The 18,079-nt window shown below is 32.2% G+C and carries 14 protein-coding genes; 10 read left to right on the top strand and 4 right to left on the bottom strand.

Annotated elements, in window-relative coordinates; genetic code table 11:
- The first annotated feature begins 14 nt into the window (after positions 1-14).
- The 4 genes from mnmG to IEV15_RS05460 all read left to right on the top strand — a co-directional run bounded on the left by mnmG (position 15) and on the right by IEV15_RS05460 (position 5,850).
- Positions 15-1,886 carry a tRNA uridine-5-carboxymethylaminomethyl(34) synthesis enzyme MnmG gene (gene mnmG, locus IEV15_RS05475; protein WP_188361501.1) on the top strand — a complete coding sequence of 624 codons (1,872 nt, stop codon included), beginning with the start codon at positions 15-17 and terminating at the stop codon, positions 1,884-1,886.
- Positions 1,887-2,043: 157 nt separating this feature from the next.
- Complete coding sequence (locus tag IEV15_RS05470) at positions 2,044-2,805, top strand: class I SAM-dependent methyltransferase (protein ID WP_229734099.1); 762 nt, start codon at positions 2,044-2,046, stop codon at positions 2,803-2,805.
- A gap of 80 nt (positions 2,806-2,885) precedes the next feature.
- Complete coding sequence (locus IEV15_RS05465; RefSeq protein WP_188361500.1) at positions 2,886-3,461, top strand: OmpH/Skp family outer membrane protein; 576 nt, start codon at positions 2,886-2,888, stop codon at positions 3,459-3,461.
- Between the two features lie 94 nt (positions 3,462-3,555).
- Positions 3,556-5,850: a helix-turn-helix domain-containing protein gene (locus IEV15_RS05460; protein WP_444542646.1), complete on the top strand. Its 2,295-nt coding sequence runs from the start codon at positions 3,556-3,558 to the stop codon at positions 5,848-5,850.
- 61 nt (positions 5,851-5,911) lie between these two features.
- Here IEV15_RS05460 and IEV15_RS05455 read toward each other — a convergent pair whose 3' ends face one another.
- Both IEV15_RS05455 and IEV15_RS05450 read right to left on the bottom strand, forming a co-directional pair.
- The gene (locus IEV15_RS05455) at positions 5,912-6,295 is read right to left on the bottom strand and encodes a DoxX family protein (protein ID WP_188361498.1); all 384 of its coding nucleotides are present in this window, start codon (positions 6,293-6,295) and stop codon (positions 5,912-5,914) included.
- A gap of 5 nt (positions 6,296-6,300) precedes the next feature.
- Entirely contained in the window at positions 6,301-7,449 is a 1,149-nt protein-coding gene (locus IEV15_RS05450; protein ID WP_188361497.1) for a DNA polymerase III subunit, read from the bottom strand.
- 159 nt (positions 7,450-7,608) lie between these two features.
- Between IEV15_RS05450 and IEV15_RS05445 the strand changes: the two genes are divergently transcribed.
- From IEV15_RS05445 to IEV15_RS05420, 6 genes are all read left to right on the top strand, one after another.
- Positions 7,609-9,213 carry an SPOR domain-containing protein gene (locus IEV15_RS05445; RefSeq protein WP_188361496.1) on the top strand — a complete coding sequence of 535 codons (1,605 nt, stop codon included), beginning with the start codon at positions 7,609-7,611 and terminating at the stop codon, positions 9,211-9,213.
- Positions 9,214-9,229: 16 nt separating this feature from the next.
- Positions 9,230-10,801 (top strand): SPOR domain-containing protein, encoded by a 1,572-nt coding sequence (locus IEV15_RS05440; protein WP_188361495.1) that lies wholly within the window; start codon positions 9,230-9,232, stop codon positions 10,799-10,801.
- A gap of 85 nt (positions 10,802-10,886) precedes the next feature.
- A complete protein-coding gene (locus IEV15_RS05435; protein WP_188361494.1) occupies positions 10,887-12,074 on the top strand; it encodes a phosphoglycerate kinase in 1,188 nt (395 codons plus the stop codon).
- Between the two features lie 100 nt (positions 12,075-12,174).
- Complete coding sequence (locus IEV15_RS05430) at positions 12,175-14,142, top strand: LysM peptidoglycan-binding domain-containing protein (RefSeq protein ID WP_188361493.1); 1,968 nt, start codon at positions 12,175-12,177, stop codon at positions 14,140-14,142.
- A gap of 30 nt (positions 14,143-14,172) precedes the next feature.
- Positions 14,173-15,150: a DUF4837 family protein gene (locus IEV15_RS05425; protein ID WP_188361492.1), complete on the top strand. Its 978-nt coding sequence runs from the start codon at positions 14,173-14,175 to the stop codon at positions 15,148-15,150.
- Positions 15,151-15,173: 23 nt separating this feature from the next.
- Entirely contained in the window at positions 15,174-15,620 is a 447-nt protein-coding gene (locus IEV15_RS05420) for a GNAT family N-acetyltransferase (RefSeq protein ID WP_188361491.1), read from the top strand.
- Here the strand turns inward: IEV15_RS05420 and IEV15_RS05415 are convergent.
- The gene (locus IEV15_RS05415; protein ID WP_188361490.1) at positions 15,617-16,441 is read right to left on the bottom strand and encodes an OmpA family protein; all 825 of its coding nucleotides are present in this window, start codon (positions 16,439-16,441) and stop codon (positions 15,617-15,619) included. The two genes, IEV15_RS05420 and IEV15_RS05415, sit on opposite strands and share 4 nt — an antisense overlap.
- Positions 16,441-18,075 (bottom strand): S41 family peptidase, encoded by a 1,635-nt coding sequence (locus IEV15_RS05410; protein WP_188361489.1) that lies wholly within the window; start codon positions 18,073-18,075, stop codon positions 16,441-16,443. Before IEV15_RS05410 ends, IEV15_RS05415 begins: the two co-directional genes overlap by 1 nt.
- Between the last annotated feature and the right edge of the window lie 4 nt (positions 18,076-18,079).

Raw genomic sequence — 18,079 nt, 5'->3', positions numbered from 1 at the left:
GTAAAGATAAAAGAATGTTTCAAGAGGTATATGATGTAATTGTTGTTGGAGCCGGACATGCCGGTTCAGAAGCTGCTGCTGCTGCCGCAAATATGGGGGCTAAAACACTTTTGGTTACCATGAATTTGCAAACAATTGGGCAAATGTCTTGTAATCCAGCCATGGGAGGAATTGCCAAAGGGCAAATTGTTAGAGAAATTGATGCCTTGGGTGGTTTTTCAGGATTAGTTTCTGATAAAACGGCGATTCAATTCAAAATGCTCAACAAGTCTAAAGGTCCGGCGATGTGGTCGCCTAGAGTTCAAAGTGACAGAATGCGTTTTGCAGAAGAATGGCGTTTGATGTTAGAACGAACACCTAATCTTGATTTTTATCAAGAAATGGTTGGTGGTTTGCTAATAGAAAATAATAAAGTAGTTGGGATTAAAACATCCCTAGGAATTCATATAAAAGCAAAATCTGTTGTTTTGACTAACGGTACTTTTTTGAACGGTTTGATTCATATTGGAGAAAAACAATTTGGAGGAGGAAGAGCTGGGGAAAGTGCCGCTTATGGCATTACAGAAGATTTGGTTGCGATTGGTTTTAATTCCGGAAGAATGAAAACCGGAACACCTCCTAGAGTTGATGGAAGGTCTTTGGATTATTCGAAAATGAGAGAAGAAAAAGGTGATGAAATACCTCATAAATTCTCATATTTGGAAAGTTCAAAACCATTACAACATCAAAAATCGTGTTGGATGACATATACTTCAGAGACAGTTCACGAATTGTTGCGTGAAGGTTTTGACCGTTCACCCATGTTTAATGGAAGAATTCAAAGTACAGGACCAAGATATTGTCCATCAATTGAAGATAAGATTAATCGTTTTGCAGACAAGGAAAGACATCAACTATTTGTTGAGCCTGAAGGGTGGGATACTGTTGAGGTTTATGTAAATGGATTTTCTACATCGTTACCTGAAGAAGTACAATTTAAAGCGTTACGTTCTGTAGTGGGATTTGAAAATGTAAAGTTTTTTAGACCGGGTTATGCTATTGAATATGATTATTTTCCGCCAACACAATTAAAACACACGCTAGAAACTAAGTTAGTTGATGGTTTGTTTTTTGCTGGGCAAATTAACGGAACTACAGGTTATGAAGAAGCGGCTTCTCAAGGATTAATGGCTGGAATTAATGCCGCTCTAAAAGTACAAGAGCGTGATCCGTTTATACTGAAACGTGATGAAGCTTATATTGGCGTGTTAATTGATGATTTAATCACGAAAGGAACCGAAGAACCCTACAGAATGTTTACTTCGAGAGCTGAATTTAGAACTTTATTGCGTCAAGATAACGCAGACCAAAGACTTACCCCAAAAGGTTATGCTATTGGTTTGGCTTCCGAAGAGCGTTTAAAACGAATGGAATATAAGTTTTACGAGTCAGATAAATTAGTCAATTATTTCAAAGAAACAAGTATTTCTCCAGAAGAAGCAAACCCGGTATTAGAGTCAAAAGGAAGTGCTTTAATGACTCAATCTGATAAAATGTTTAAAGTTTTTTCTAGACCTCAAATTGATTTAGAAGATATTGTTTTGTTTGATAGAGTGAAAAATTATATAGCTGAGAATGATTTAGACCAAGAAATTGTAGAACAAGCAGAAATACAAGTCAAATATTCAGGCTACATAGAAAAGGAACGTAATAATGCTGATAAATTAAAACGCCTTGAAGATCTTCAAATTCCTGAACATTTTGATTATGATAAGATAAAATCAATGTCAATTGAAGCAAAAGAAAAATTAAAAAAGATTCGTCCTGTTACTGTTTCGCAGGCATCTCGTATAAGTGGTGTTTCGCCTTCTGATGTTTCTGTTCTTTTGATTTATATGGGAAGATAATATTTTAAACTATTTGTTCCACGTGAAACTATTTAGACAATACCAACAAATACAATACCTGAGAAAGATTTTTTTGTTTTTCTCATTATAAAAAAACTATGGATTTTTTAAAGGAGCAATATCAGGAGAAGATTTTGAATTGTTGATTGATGAGGATTTGCAATTATTAAAAACCTATCCACAACCTTCTTTAGATGCCCTTGCAAAATATTATGAAAGTGATGATTATATTTCGCATTCCAATTCAAAGAAAACCATTTTTGAAAAAGTTTATAGTTTCGTTAGAAATTTTACCATTAAGAAAAAATTAAAATTAGTAGAGTTTTGTTCTCCTGAAAAAGGTCTTGTTTTAGACATTGGAGCCGGAACCGGAGATTTTTTAGCTGCAGCAAAAGCAAATCACTGGAAAACTTATGGAATTGAGCCTAACGAAAAAGCAAAAGGAATATCAAAAGGAAAAGGGTTGTGTATTGCAGAAGACACCGCTGGGTTTGACGATAATTTTTTTGACATCATAACCATGTGGCATGTATTAGAGCATGTGCCGAATCTTGAAGAAAAAATTGCAGAATTAAAACGAATTATTAAGCCAACAGGAACAATACTGATTGCTGTTCCAAACTTTAAATCATTCGATGCAAAATATTATGGTAAATATTGGGCTGCTTATGATGTGCCAAGACACCTATGGCATTTTTCTAAAAACGCAGTTCATGAATTGTTTTCAAAACAACAACTTAAAGTCGTTGACATAAAACCGATGTTGTTTGATAGTTTTTATGTTAGTTTGCTTTCAGAAAAATATAAGAATAAAAAAGTAAACATATTTAAAGCATTTTATATAGGTTTGCGATCAAATTTATACGGTAGAAAAAATAAAGAATTTTCTTCTCATATCTATTTAATTAAAAACAAATAATAACTACCTTTTTGTATTCCCAATTTGTTAGTTTAAACAGAATTAGTACTTTTACACCTAAATTATAGAAAATCAAAAAAATGAAAAAAACAATTGTATTACTTTCAGCTATTATTGCATTAACCTCTTGTAATTCAAATACTTCAGACAATAAAGAAACACCAAACGCGTCTGGAATAAAAACAGCTTATGTTGACACAGCAAAATTAATGGATGAAAATCTTGAAGCTAAAGATATTAAATCTAAATATGATGCATTATTAGAAGAAAAAGGCAAAAAGTTTGATGCCGAAGTGGCTCAATTTCAATCAGAAGCTGCAAATTTTGAAAAGAATGCTCAACAATACGGAATGCAATGGGCTCAAACAAAAGGAGCAGAACTTCGCAAAAAAGAACAGTATTTAGCTCAACAAGAGCAATTGATTGTTAGAGAAGCTCAACTTGAAGGAAGCAAAGAAATGGATTCATTAGTTAAAAGAATTCGTGTTGTGATTAAAGATTACGGTAAAGAAAAAGGTTATGATTATATCTATGGAACAGGCGAATCTGCTACAGTTCTTTATGGAAAAGAAGAAAACGATTTAACTCAAGAATTTATCAAAATGTTAAACGATAAATATACAGCAACTTCAAAAAAAGTTGAAGAAAAGAAATAAATTCAATTTTTTACTAAACTAAAACCTCTTATAGCAAGAGGTTTTTTTTATTTGTATCACTTCATTTTTTTTATTACTTTAGACTTTCTTAAATATACGCCATATGAATTCAATTGAAAACACTGCAGAACAAGTCCTGAGGTTTATTAATCAAACCAACAAAAGTATTTTCTTAACCGGAAAAGCAGGAACCGGAAAAACCACATTATTACATCACATAATTCAAACATCCCACAAAAACACTGTGGTTGTTGCTCCAACAGGAATTGCCGCACTTAATGCCGGTGGAGTAACCATTCATTCCCAATTTCAGTTGCCTTTTGGAGGTTTTATTCCGGAATATACTTCCATTTCAAACACTTCAGATCATCTGAAATTTGAAACAAAAAATACGCTTGTCAAGCATTTTAGAATGAGTGGACAAAAAAAGGCGGTAATTCAAAACATGGAATTGCTCATTATTGATGAAGTGAGTATGCTTCGAGCCGATTTATTGGATGCTATTGATTTTACACTTCGTAAAATCAGAAGAAGAGACACGCCATTTGGAGGTGTTCAAGTTTTATTTATCGGTGATTTATTGCAGTTGCCGCCAGTAGTTAAAAACGAAGAATGGCATGTTCTACGTAATTACTACAATGGAATTTTCTTTTTTAATGCAAAAGTAATCAACGAACAACCACCCCTTTGTATAGAATTAACTAAAATTTACAGACAATCTGATGAGCGATTTATTTCGGTTTTAAATAACCTTCGGAATAATCAAATAACCAATCAAGATGTGTTGATGCTCAACGAATATGTGAAACCCGATTTTGATATAAAAGCCAACAAAGGTTTTATAACATTAACCACTCACAATGCAAAAGCCGATACTTTAAACGCAGCTTCTCTTGCTGATTTGGAGGGGAAAAGCCAAACTTTTAAACCCGAAGTGGTTGGTGATTTTCCGGAAAGAATTTATCCTGTGGAAGAAACATTACAACTAAAAATTGGAGCTCAAGTGATGTTTATAAAAAATGATTCGTCACCTGAGAAAAATTATTTCAACGGAAAAATGGGGTTTATAAAATCACTTTCCGAAGGAGAAATACTTGTTCATTTTCCGGACGAAAATAAATCAATTGTTGTTGATAAATACGAATGGAAAAACATTCGCTATTCAGTCGATGAAATGACAAAAGAAATTCAAGAAGAAGTTTTAGGAAGTTTTGTGCATTATCCATTAAAATTGGCTTGGGCAATAACAGTTCATAAGAGCCAAGGCTTAACTTTTGACAAAGCTGTGCTCGATGTGTCGCAAGTTTTTGTTTCCGGACAAGCCTACGTGGCTCTTTCGCGATTGCGTTCTTTAGAAGGGCTGATTTTGCTTAGTCCAATACAATTAAATGGCATTTCAAACAATAGCGATGTGATGACCTATTCAGAATCTAAAGTAGATCCTCAAACACTTTCAAATTCTCTGGTGAAAGAAACCCACAATTTTGTAAAAGACTATCTTAAAAATGCCTTTGAATGGCATGATCTAGCACAAGAATGGCGAAATCACAGATTTAGTTATCCTACTGATTCCGAAAAATCAGAACGCTCAAAACACCTGTTATGGGCCATTGAAAAAGAAGAGGAAATTAGTAAACTTCTAGAACCGGCAAATAAATTCAGAGCCCAACTTGATTTTTTGTTTGCGGCAGAACAAGTTGACTTAAAAATGATTTCCGATCGCATTGAAGCGGCTTATAATTATTTTTTTCCAAAATTAGACATTACTTTTTTAGAACTTTTATTGAAAATTGAAACGGTTCAACGCATCAAAAGAGTGAAAGAGTTTTATCAGGAATTACAAGAACTGGAAGACAAACACTATCAGGTGATTTTAAAATTATTTAAAGCTGTAAAACTGATTAAAATTATAAACGAAGAAAAGGAAATAAACAAAGAAAATTTAAGTTCAGAACTCATTCGTAACTATCGAAAAAATAAAATTAAAGAAGCTGAGGAGTTGTTTAAATCTTCTAAAAATGAAATCATTAAAGAAGATGAAGTTGTAGATAAACATTATTATTTACCTAAAAAGAAAAAATCAAATGAGCCCAAAAAATCTACAGTTCAGGAAACCTATGAGTTGTGGATTCAAAACAATTCGGTAAACGAAATTGCGAAAATTAGGGTGTTAACCACCCAAACAATTTATGGACATTTAGCAAAATTAATTATAGCCGGAACAATTTCTATTAGTGATGTGCTTCCTGAAGATAGAATTCAGCAATTAGCAGCCGCTTTCCAAGGTTATCAAGAAGATTCCTTAAATGCTTTAAAAGAAAAATTTGGTGACCAATTTACTTGGGACGAATTGCGATTGTATAAGGCGACTTTGGCAGATGTGTCGTAGAAATAAACAAAACAAGGAAGTTAAATTTAGCTTCCTTGTTTTGTTTTTAGAGAATGTTTTTTTAATTCAGCCAATAAACCGCTAAAACTGCCGGAACAAAATAAATAACAATAGTTCTGGCTCCGTCATAATCTTTAGCTAAGCGTTGACCAAACAACAAGAAAAGCAAAGTGACACAGCTAAGAAAAGCGGCATAAAATCCATAAATTCTATCGCCGTTCATTAAAAGTTGTACCATTCCAACTATAGCCAAAACACCGGAAGCCAATTCTAAAACTAAAATTTTAGCTAAAGCTAGGGGTACAAAATTTTTCAAAACTGTTTTTGAAAAATGACCTTTCAACCATTCTAAATTGTCTTTCCAATAAAAAAGTTTGTCATAACCTGACTGTAAAAAAGTTATAGCCAGAAAAAGTAAAATTAAAAAAGATGCCGGATTGTTCATACGTCTTATTTTTTATGTAAATATCGGGTTAGTTTTATAGATAAATCCGTCAAAATTATTTTCGGATTTCCATTTCTTTCAATGAGATAAATCGCATTGGAAAGTTCGTTATAAATTTCGTTTATATTATTTCCATTCACAAATGGAGCAAAATTTTCGAGTTTAAATTTATCAATTTTTGGTTCAAGATACACCAAACTAGGTGTTTGATAATTTATTAATAACGCTTGTCTGAACATTTCTATACAAAACGACAGGAATTTTTTTTGAGTTTCACGACCTAATTTTGCAACAGCTTCGCTCCAATCAATCAAATCATGAATAGCCGCTGCGTTGCCTTTAGCCCTGAATGCGGCTCTTACCCACAAAACAAACCATTTTTCAAATTCAACATCGTCACTTTCTTCATGAATCAGTTTGAGGGCTTTATTAAAATTCCCTTGAGCTTGATGAGCAATTTTTAAAGCTAAATTTTCTTCAACAGCATGTTTTGATACTAAAGCTTCTGCAATAGATTGTTCTGATAATTTATGAAAATGGAGTATTTGACAACGAGATCTAATAGTTTGAATTATAGCTTCTTCTTTTTCGGCAATAAGAATAAACAAAGTGGTTTCAGAAGGTTCTTCTAAAATTTTCAGAATTTTATTGGAAGCGGCAATATTCATTTCTTCTGCCATCCAAATAATCATTACTTTATAGCCACCTTCATAGGATTTTAAAGATAGTGTTCTTAAAATTTCCTGTGAATCATCAACTCTAATTTCGCCTTGTTTGTTTTCTGTACCTAATTGTTTGTACCAATCAAACAAACCACCATAAATAGATGTGTTTAAAAATTCTCGCCAATCTTGAATAAAATCAATACTTTTTGGTTTTGATTTTACACCTTCTGTCGTTACTGTCGGATAAATGAAGTGCAAATCAGGATGTGCGAAATGTTCAAATTTAGCATTGCATGCGTCGTTTCCACCAGAATTTTCATTATTACAATTTTTGCATAATAAATATTGAGCATAAGCAATAGCTGTGGGTAATGTTCCGCAACCTTCAGGACCAATAAAAAGTTGAGCATGCGGAATTCGGTTTAATTCGATATTCCGAATCAAATGATGTTTGACGGCTTCTTGACCTACAATTTCTGAAAACTTCATATCGCAAATATAAATTAAAAAATTACGATATTCTGAAAATCCCGATGTAGTACAAATTATGATTATCTACATAAGAAAAAACACATAAAGTGTCGTTTTTATTTACAAAAGTGTTAATTTTGACATGACTGTTTACAATTTCATAACAGTTTCATTAAAATGAGTTCAATAAAACAAACTCCTCCTTCTTTTTTGAAGCCTAAAAGCTACACTATTAAATTGGTTCATAATTTCAATTACTTTTTTTTATTACTACTTTCAACTTCGCTTTTAGCTCAAGTTCAAGTGCCATTTAAACCCCGATTTGAAGTTAAAATAAAAGGTGACATGACTTTTATTGCAAACAATATTTTGAATAGAATTGACAAAAGAAATTCAACAAACGAACCCTATAACGATATCACGTTTGAAAATACTTCAAATGATGATTTTGATATGGAATATATTGATATTGACAACGATCCTAATACATTCTCTTCAAGTAGTGCGGCATTGTTTTTAAAACAAGAAGAATCAAAAAAAATAATATTTGCCGGTTTATATTGGTCGGCAACTTACAAATATGAAAGCGGTTATAAAATCAAAGAAAAATTTTATGCTTATGACAATGACCGGTTTTCTTTTGACGAAGTTTTATTAAAATTACCCGAAACTTCAAATTACATTCCGGTTAAAGGTCAAGTTATTTATGACGGACTCAAAAACAAACCCTACAGAGACCAAGCTCCTTATGTGGTTTTTGCCGATGTTACTCATTTTGTTCAATCGTCTTCTAATCCGTTTGGGTTTTATACTGTTGCAAACATTAGAGCAACTCAAGGCACTTTGAGTGGAGGTTCTTCTGCCGGTTGGACCATGGTTTTTGTTTATGAAGACCAATCAATCCACGAGAATTTTATCACTATTCACGATGGTTTTTCGGGAATTAATGAAGAATCTGAAGATATTACCACTTTTAAATTTGACTCAATTTCTGAAGGAAAAATTAAATTAAAATTTTTAGCCGCCGCTTTAGAAGGCGATCAAAAAACACATGGGGACATGTTGTTTTTAAGTTCCAATACAAAACCACGATTATCAAACCTCAGAACAAAAACACGGTTCAACAGCAATATTTTTAATAGTAGCATTACAATCAATGAAGAAGAATATGTCTACAGAATTCCAAATTCAAGAAACACTTTGGGCTATGATACTTTTTTGACCTCAATCTCTAACAAAGACAATTACTTTGTAAACAACAGCACAAACGAAGTTTATTTGAGAGTAAAATCTTCAAGAGATCGACTTTTTTTCTTTTTAACAGCACTTTCTGTTGGAACACCGGATCAGATTGACAAATCATTTGTTTTAAATACAGATCAAAAATTTGAAATTTCAGAGGTTGATTCTAAAAGAACAGAAAACAACATTACTATAAATGAAGATTCTAATTTAACAGAAGTTGATGATTTGACCGAAATTATTTCTCAAAATGAAATTGAAACAGAAAAATTGCGACACTTAAATCACCCGGGATTAAAAAAAGGATATTATCTCATAGCCAATGTTTTTGCCGTTCCTTCAAACGCTAGAATGTTTTTAAAAGAATTGGAACAAAAAGGAATTGGAGCAAAATTTTTCACCAATCCTGAGAACAAATATATTTATGTATATTTGGGTTATTATGACGATCAAGAGGAAGCCCAAAAACAACTTGACAGTAAAATGCAAAAAAAATATAAAGATGAAATTTGGCTTTTAGCCGTTAATGTTAATCAGTAAAACTTTTTAATAACAAATGAGGAAAATACCACTTTTAAACTCATTCTTTCAAATTAGTCTAGTTTTTATAAGCTTGCATGGGTTTGCTCAATTAGCCAAACCGTTTGAAATTCGATATCAAAACTATGTAAACGGAGATATCACCTTGATTGCTAATCAAATTGTAAATAGAAAAGAAGGCAATTCTAGTGCTAACATTCCATACAATATAACCGACAGATCTGCAAAGTTAAATGACGAATGGTTCATGGATTATATTGATATTGACGACGATCCAACAACATTTTCATCAAGTAGTGCTGATTTGAATTTGGAAAATGTAACTTCCAAAAAGATAAAATATGCCGGGTTATATTGGTCAGCTACCTATAAATACGAAAAAGGCAAACAAAAGAAAAACAAAAAATTTGTAGCTTCCAATAAAAAGAGATTCAATATTGATGTTATAAAAATCAAATTACCAGGCGAAAAAAACTACCAAGAAATTTCTGGTGAAATTCTTTATGACGGACATGAAAAAGAAGGATTTTCAGAAAACGCACCCTATGCTGTTTATGCTGATGTAACAGATAAAGTAGCACAATTAAAAAATCCAAACGGAACTTATACAATTGCCAATATTAAAGCAACTTTAGGAACATTAAGTGGTGGCGTTTCAGGCGGTTGGACGTTAGTAATTGTTTATGAAGACAAAAATCTTTCCGGTAAACAAATTACTTCCTATGATGGTTTTGCCGGAGTTACAAACAAATCTACAGTTATCGATTTTGTTGGTTTTGAAACGTTACCAGAAGGGGAAGTTAAAGCAAAAATTTTAGGATCCGCTTTAGAAGGAGATCAAAACTTAAAAGGCGACGAACTTTTTATAAAAACTAAGTCAAGTCAAAATGAAGTTCCAATCGAAGAACCATTGCGAGACAAAAACAATTTTTTCAATAGCTCCATAACAATTAATCAAGCCAATTTTAATAAAAGAAATCCTAATAGCAGTAATACTCTTGGTTATGATGCCTTTTTAATTCCTATTAAAAACAATGATAATTCAGTAATTGCTAATAATACCAATGAAGTTTCAGTACGATTAAAATCTACAGGCGACAGGTATTTTATGTTTTTTTGTGCCTTAAGTGTTGAAGGAATCGATCCTTCAAAACCAGTAGAACAAGAAACTATTGTTGAAAGCAAAGTGGAACTAGCTGAACCAATAAGAGAAAGTACTGTAGAAAAAAGTAAAGAGTTAAAACTAACAGAAGTAACAACAAATCAAATAAAAAAGAGTTCTTCAACAGAGGCTAAATCTAAAAGAGTTGAACCAAAGCAATCTGATAAAGTGACTATTCCAAATGCGAAAGACGGTTTTTACTTGATTGCAAATGTTTTTAGAGTTCATTCAAATGCTGTAAATTTTATTCAAAAATTAAAAAAGATGGGAATTGAAGCTAATTATTTCATTAATCCAAAAAACAACTACCGCTACGTTTATGTGAGTAGTTTTTCTAATTGGAATGAAGCAAAAGAGCATTATAATTCGGATTTAAACAATACTTATTTTGGCGACATGTGGATTATGACCATAAAAAACGAGTAATATTTTTGTTAACATTTAGACAAGCACCATTTTTAAAATCTTAATTAGATTTAGTATTTTTGTAAAATAACCTATTTTAAAAACAATGAAAACCATAAACGACTTTAATTTTGCCAATAAAAGAGCCTTAATTCGTGTAGATTTTAATGTTCCTCTTGATGAAAACTACAATGTAACAGATACAAACAGAATTGAAGCGGCTAAACCAACTATTGATAAAATTTTGGCCGATGGCGGAAGTGTTATTTTAATGTCACATCTTGGAAGACCAAAAGGTGTTGAAGGTAAATATTCTTTACGTCATATCGTAGATAAAGCATCTGAAATTTTGGGTGTTAATGTTGAATTTATTTCCGATTGTATTGGAGATAAAGTTGAAAAAAGAGCTGCAAGTTTAAAACCGGGAGAAGTTTTATTGTTAGAAAACCTTCGTTTTTACTCAGAAGAAGAAGCTGGCGATGAAGCTTTTTCAAAAAAATTAGCCGCTTTAGGTGATATTTATGTTAATGATGCTTTTGGAACCGCACATCGAGCTCATGCTTCAACTACAATTGTCGCTAAGTATTTTCCTAATTCAAAATGTTTTGGGTTGTTATTAGCCAAAGAAATTGAAAGTTTAAATAGAGTTTTAAACAATAGCGTGAAACCCGTAACGGCTGTTTTGGGTGGTTCAAAAGTTTCGTCAAAAATTACAGTAATTGAAAATATATTAGATAAAGTTGACCACATGATAATTGGTGGTGGAATGACTTTCACTTTTATCAAAGCCCTTGGCGGAAGTGTTGGAAACTCCATTTGTGAAGATGATAAATTACAATTAGCACTTGATATTTTGAAATTAGCTAACGAAAAAAATGTTCATATTCACATTCCGGTTGATGTTGTTGCGGCAGATGCTTTTTCAAACGATGCCAACACACAAATTGTGGATGTTCGCCAAATTCCTGATGGTTGGCAAGGTTTGGATGCCGGACCAAAATCGTTAGAAAATTTCAAAGAAGTTATCATGAATTCAAAAACGATACTTTGGAACGGACCTTTGGGTGTTTTTGAAATGGAATCGTTTGCAAACGGCACAATTACATTAGGAAATTATATTGCAGAATCAACCAAAAACGGAGCTTTTTCTCTTGTTGGAGGTGGCGATTCGGTTTCAGCTGTAAAACAATTCGGATTAGAAGAAAAAATGAGTTATGTTTCAACCGGCGGTGGAGCTATGTTAGAAATGTTAGAAGGACAAACTTTGCCCGGAATTGCCGCAATTTTAGAATAATTGAACTTTAACAATATTTAAACAAAAAAAAACGTTTATATTTTCGTATGTTTGCACAACCCCCTCAACTACCTGAAATATAATCTGTTAACAAATCAAAATGAAGTTACAAAATACCACATTAGTTTTTTTACTCCTTTTGTCAGGACAGCTTTTTGCTCAAGACTCTTTGGCAACAGCAAATCAGCTTGTAGAACTACCCAAAATTTCTTTTTTAGATTCTATCAAAAAATCATTTGTTCATCACGAAATTGCTGCTTGTGTTGACGAACGATTTGTTTCTGAAATTGCTTCGCTTGAACTTTATAAAGAAATTACTAACGATATTGAAAACATCGATTTAGAAGTAAAAGTAGATTATGAACTTTCTACAGATTTATTGAAAGAACGTTTAAAAGAATTAGATGCAAAATCAGCTTTTAACATAGAATACAATCCTGGATTAGAAAACATAATCAAGCATTATCTGAAAAACAGAAAAAAATCATACGAACGTTTGATGGGACTTTCGCAATATTATTTTCCAATTTTTGAAGCTTCGTTGGCAAAATATAATGTGCCACTTGAAATAAAATATTTGGCAATTGTGGAGTCCGCTTTAAATCCAAGAGCAGTTTCAAAAATGGGAGCTACCGGATTATGGCAATTTATGTATGGAACCGGAAAACAATACAATTTAGAAATCAATACGTTTGTTGATGAAAGAAGTGATGTTTTAAAAGCAACCGAAGCAGCTTGTCAATACATGGTAAACATGTATGCTATTTTTGGCGATTGGGATTTAGTTTTAGCATCTTATAATGCAGGTCCCGGAAATGTAACAAAAGCAATTAGACGTTCAGGCGGGAAACAAAATTATTGGAATATTAGACCATTTTTACCAAAAGAAACTCAGGGATATGTTCCGGCTTTTTTAGCAACAATGTATGTTTATGAATACCATAAAGAACATGGAATTGTACCAAACAAGCCGATATTAAATACGTTTTCAACGGATACAATCAAGATTAAAAACAAAATGTCGTTTAAACAGATTTCTGATTTATTAGATATTTCTGTTGAGCAATTACAGTTTTTAAACCCTTCTTACAAAAGAGATTATGTTCCATTTATCTCAGGAAAAGATCATTATTTGCGTTTACCAATTGATAAAGTAGCTGTTTTTACTTCAAATGAAGAAAAAATTTATGCTTACACAGAGCATGATTTTTCAAAACGTGAAAAGCCATTCTCAAGTCAAGAAGCTTTAGCTGCAGCCAATGGAAACTTTGAAGTTGTTTCAAGAACAAAATACCATACTGTAAAAAGAGGCGAAACATTGGGTGGAATTTCAAAAAAATACGGAGTAACGCTAACAAATGTTAAGCAATGGAATAACCTTAAATCTAACAATATTGGTTTGGGTAAAAAATTGAAAATCATATCTAACGAAAGAATTGCTTCCAGTCCGGTTAAAAAAGTTAACGAGCCAACAACAGTGAAATCTATAGAGGTTGAAAAAAACACAGTTGTTGTTTCTAAGGATTCAACAGTAAAAAAGATACACCAAGTTGAAAAAGGCGAAACACTTAGTCAACTTTCTAAAAAATATAATAGTAGTATTGAGGAATTAAAAAAATGGAATAATTTAAAAGATTCGAACATTGCATTGGGCTCAAAATTAATTGTAGCTAATGAAGTAATTACTGATGAAGACAATTTAAATTTACATATTGTTAAAGCTGGAGAAAGTCTTCATTCCATTGCAAAAGCACATAACATTTCTACAGATGATTTGATTAAATGGAATGATTTAGAGGATGCAAATGTGATTGCAGGATTAGAGTTAAAAATTATTCAATCTGAAGAAGTAGAAAATAGCGTTACAGAAATAAAAGCAGCCCCTAAAAAAGCTTCAAAAACAAATAGTTACAAAAACGAAAACGTTTATATTGTTAAAAAAGGGGATTCATTATTTAGTATTTCTCAAAAAATTCCTGGAGTAACTGTAGCAGATTTAAAAAAGTGGAACGGTATTAGCGGTGGATCGGTTATAAAACCGGGAATGAAATTAAAAATAAATGGATAATTTATTTGAGTTCCTTTAATCTCAAGCATAATGAAAAATATAATTTTTACTATTGTAGCAGCTTTAGTATTATTTTCTTGTAAAGAAGAACAGCAACAAAAAACTTCATTAAAAGATTCCTCAGGAAAAATTAATTCGCTATCCGTTATCATCGAAAACCAAATGTGGGGCGGTGAAGTAGGTGATAGCATTAGAAGTAAATTTGCAGCTCCGGTTGACGGTTTACCACAACAAGAGCCGTTATTCAACATTTCTCAATATGCCCCAAAACTTTTTGAAGGTTTTATGACCAACAGCAGAACGATTCTGATTGTAACAAAAACCGAACAAGCTAATTTTGAAATTAAGAAGAATGTTTATGCTCAACCTCAAACGATAGTTTATGTTTCAGGAAATACAATATCTGAGATTATCAATAAACTTGAAGAACATTCAAAAGAAATAATTTCAACATTTAAGGCTGGAGAAATACTTGAAAACCAAAGAAGAATAGCTATTTCGTTGTTGGACGATTCTAAAATTAAAAAGAAATTCAACATTTCTCTAAAAATACCAACCGCTTACAAATACATCATCGAAGAAGATAAGTTTTTCTGGATTAGAAAAGAATTAACTTCAGGGAACAATAGTATTTTGATTTACGAAGTACCAATTGCAACTATTGAGGAAGATCCTAATTTTGTATCATCAATAATTACACTACGAGATTCAATCGGACAAAAACACATTCAAGGAACTTTAGCAAATACACACATGGTAACTGAAGATTCGTATGCTCCTTATTTCTCAAAAATAACTTTAAAAGGGAAAGAAGCTTTTGAAACCAAAGGAACTTGGGAATTGAAAAACGATTTTATGGCGGGTCCATTTATCAATTATGCAATTAAAGATGAAGCCAACCAACGCTACTTAGTTGTTGAAGGTTTTTGCTACAATCCGTCAACTTCAAAAAGAGATTTAATGCATGAATTGGAAGCAATAATTAAATCAATTACTTTTTTAAATTAATTTTGATGTTAATTTAAAATCAAATGGATTTAAAATTTGAAATAAAGCGATTTAACGAACTTTCAACTCTTGAAATATATAATCTGCTTCAACTGCGAAGCGAAGTCTTTGTAGTAGAGCAAAATTGCGTTTATCAAGATATAGACGGTAAAGATGACAAAGCCATTCACCTTTTAGGAATTTTTGATGAGGAATTAGTAGGTTATGTTCGCATTTTTAAACCCGGCGATTATTTTGATGAAGCATCCATTGGCAGAGTTGTAATCAAAGAATCTCACAGAGATAGAAAATGGGGTTATGAATTAATGAATAAAGCCATTGAAGTAGTTGAAGTCGAACTTAATGAAACAAAAATCACCATTTCGGCTCAATTATATCTCAAAAAATTCTATGAAAATTTAGGTTTTAAACAAACGAGCGAAACCTACCTAGAAGACGATATTCCGCACATTCAAATGAAGCGGAACTAAATTTTAGTTATCAACAACTCAACTCTTCTATCTAAATCAGGTGTTTTTCCTAATGGTTTTGTGTTGCCATAACCTTTGAAGGTCATTCGCTCTTTGGCTACTTTTTTAAAGATTAAATATTTATAAACCGTTTCGGCTCGGTTAATTGAAAGCCTTCTTTTTTTAGTGTCTTTATCAATAGCTTCTTTGTGATTGGGTGGCGTACAACAAACATGACCTTGAATTTCAAAATGGATGTTTTTATACCTCATCAGCAATCGTGAAATTTTTTCCAATTCGTTTTTCGATTGTAAAGTCAATTTACTGCTTCCGCGTTCAAATAGAATATTTTCTAAATAAATTCGGTCACCAACAATGTGTTTTTTTTGAATCGTCGTATAAACTCCCGGAATATCATCCACCTTTGCTTTTGGCTCCGGTTTTAAATTAATAACAACATCTACACGACGGTTTTTGGATCGAACTTCGGGTAAATTATCAATAATATCATCTTCAATCAGAATTCTTCCTTTTCCTTCAATGGTTATAATTACTTTATTTTTTATGCCATTATTCACAAACAAGTCTTTTACTTCATTGGCTCGATCGTTGGATAGCTTTCGATTGTAATCATCTTTTCCAACATCATCACAATAGCCAAAAATTTGTAAGCTTTCTATTCGAGTGCTGTCTGTTTTCTTTACAAAATCAATAATTTGAGTGGCTTGAGTTTCATCAATTGAAAACTTGTTGGTGTCAAAATAAACAGACTGGACCATTTCTTCTTGAGCATAAATCGAAACAGAAAGCAGCAGTAAAACAACTCTAAAAAAAGTTTGCATTATTTAAGTATTTTGTTGTATTCATTAGGATTGTTCAATAAAGTGGTTGCTTTTTTTACTTCAGAATTATTTAAAATATAGTAAGCATATAAACCTTCTTTGTATTGGTATCTTTTAATTAATTCATCCGTTAATAATTGCATTATTTCTGCTTTGTTTTTATTCAGTTGCAATTCTTCACTTTTCTGTAAAGCGGCTAAAAGATTTTGATATTCTGTTTTGATATTCTCATCAATTTTTTCTTTTTGTGCAGCTTCCAATGTTTTTTTCAAAGCTTTTTCGGTTTCTGTATCAAATGAAAAGTTTTTCTTTTTTAAGAAGGTTTTGAATTCTGAAAAATCAGCATCAGTGAGTTGCGGAACTTTTGCACCTAGAGATGGGTTTTTATAATAATAAATCGTAGCAAAGTCAAAAACAGCATCATTTTTTTGTAAAGCTTCAGCAATTGCACTTAGTTGTGTTTCTTCTAAAACTACATCAGGCAATATACCACCTCCGTCATAAACGGTTCTTCCGCCTCTTGTTTTAAAAGCGGTAAAGTTTTTTTCGTCATTTTTAATGGCTTTTCCGTTTGCATCTTTTTTTGAATAATCCAAAGCTTGAATGCATCTTCCTGTTGGAGTGTAATACCTGGAAATAGTAACTTTTACTTGTGTGCCATAGGTTAAATCCATTGGTCTTTGAACTAAACCTTTTCCAAAACTTCTACTTCCTACAACCACAGCACGATCTAAATCTTGTAAAGCACCCGAAACAATTTCAGACGCAGAAGCACTTTTTCCATCAACCAAAACCACTAACGGAATTTCAGTATCAATAGGATTTCTGGTCGTTTTGTAAGTAACATTGTGTTTGTCAATTTTCGATTTTGTGGTAACAATTACTTCCCCCTTTGGAACAAATAAATTACAAATATTTACCGCTTCACCAAGCAACCCTCCAGGATTTCCCCTTAAGTCAAGAATGATTCTGTCAACACCTTTATTTTTTAAATCCATCAGAGCCGCTTGAGTTTCTTGCGAAGCTTTTCTGTTGAACTGAGAAAGCACAATATAGCCAGTGTTGTCGTTGGTTTTTCCGTAGAACGGAACGGCTTTAACGTCCACTTCATCAAGTACCAAATCGGCAGTTAAAGTTTTTCCTTGACGGATAAATTTCAGGGCAACTTTTGCGTTTTTTGCTCCTTTTAATAGTTGCGAAGCATCTTCTTTGAAATCAGCTAAAATCACATCGCCAATTTGAATAATTTCATCGCCTGCTTTTAATCCTGCTTTGTCGGCAGGGTAACCTTTATAAGGTTCTTTAATTATAATTTTTCCCTCTTTTCGGGTGATCATGGCACCAATTCCGGTATATTCTCCGGTGTTGTTAATTTTGAATTTTACTACATCGGCTTCATTAAAATAGTTGGTATAAGGATCTAAATCAGCCAACATACTTTTAATGGCTTTATCCATCAATTCACCCGGATTGGTTTCGTCAACATAATTCATATTCACCGTTTTATATAAATTGGTGAATATTTCAATTTGTTTTGCAATTTCAAAAAAATCTTTGCTGAAACTCATTCCAACAAACAAGAAACCCGACAAAATAATTGGAACTATATAACGCTTTTTGATTTTTGTAAACATGATA

The organism is Flavobacterium orientale (genome assembly GCF_014638005.1).
GTDB lineage: Bacteria > Bacteroidota > Bacteroidia > Flavobacteriales > Flavobacteriaceae > Flavobacterium > Flavobacterium orientale.
Note: the sequence above shows the minus strand (reverse complement) of the source record. Positions and strands in the feature narration are given on the sequence as shown.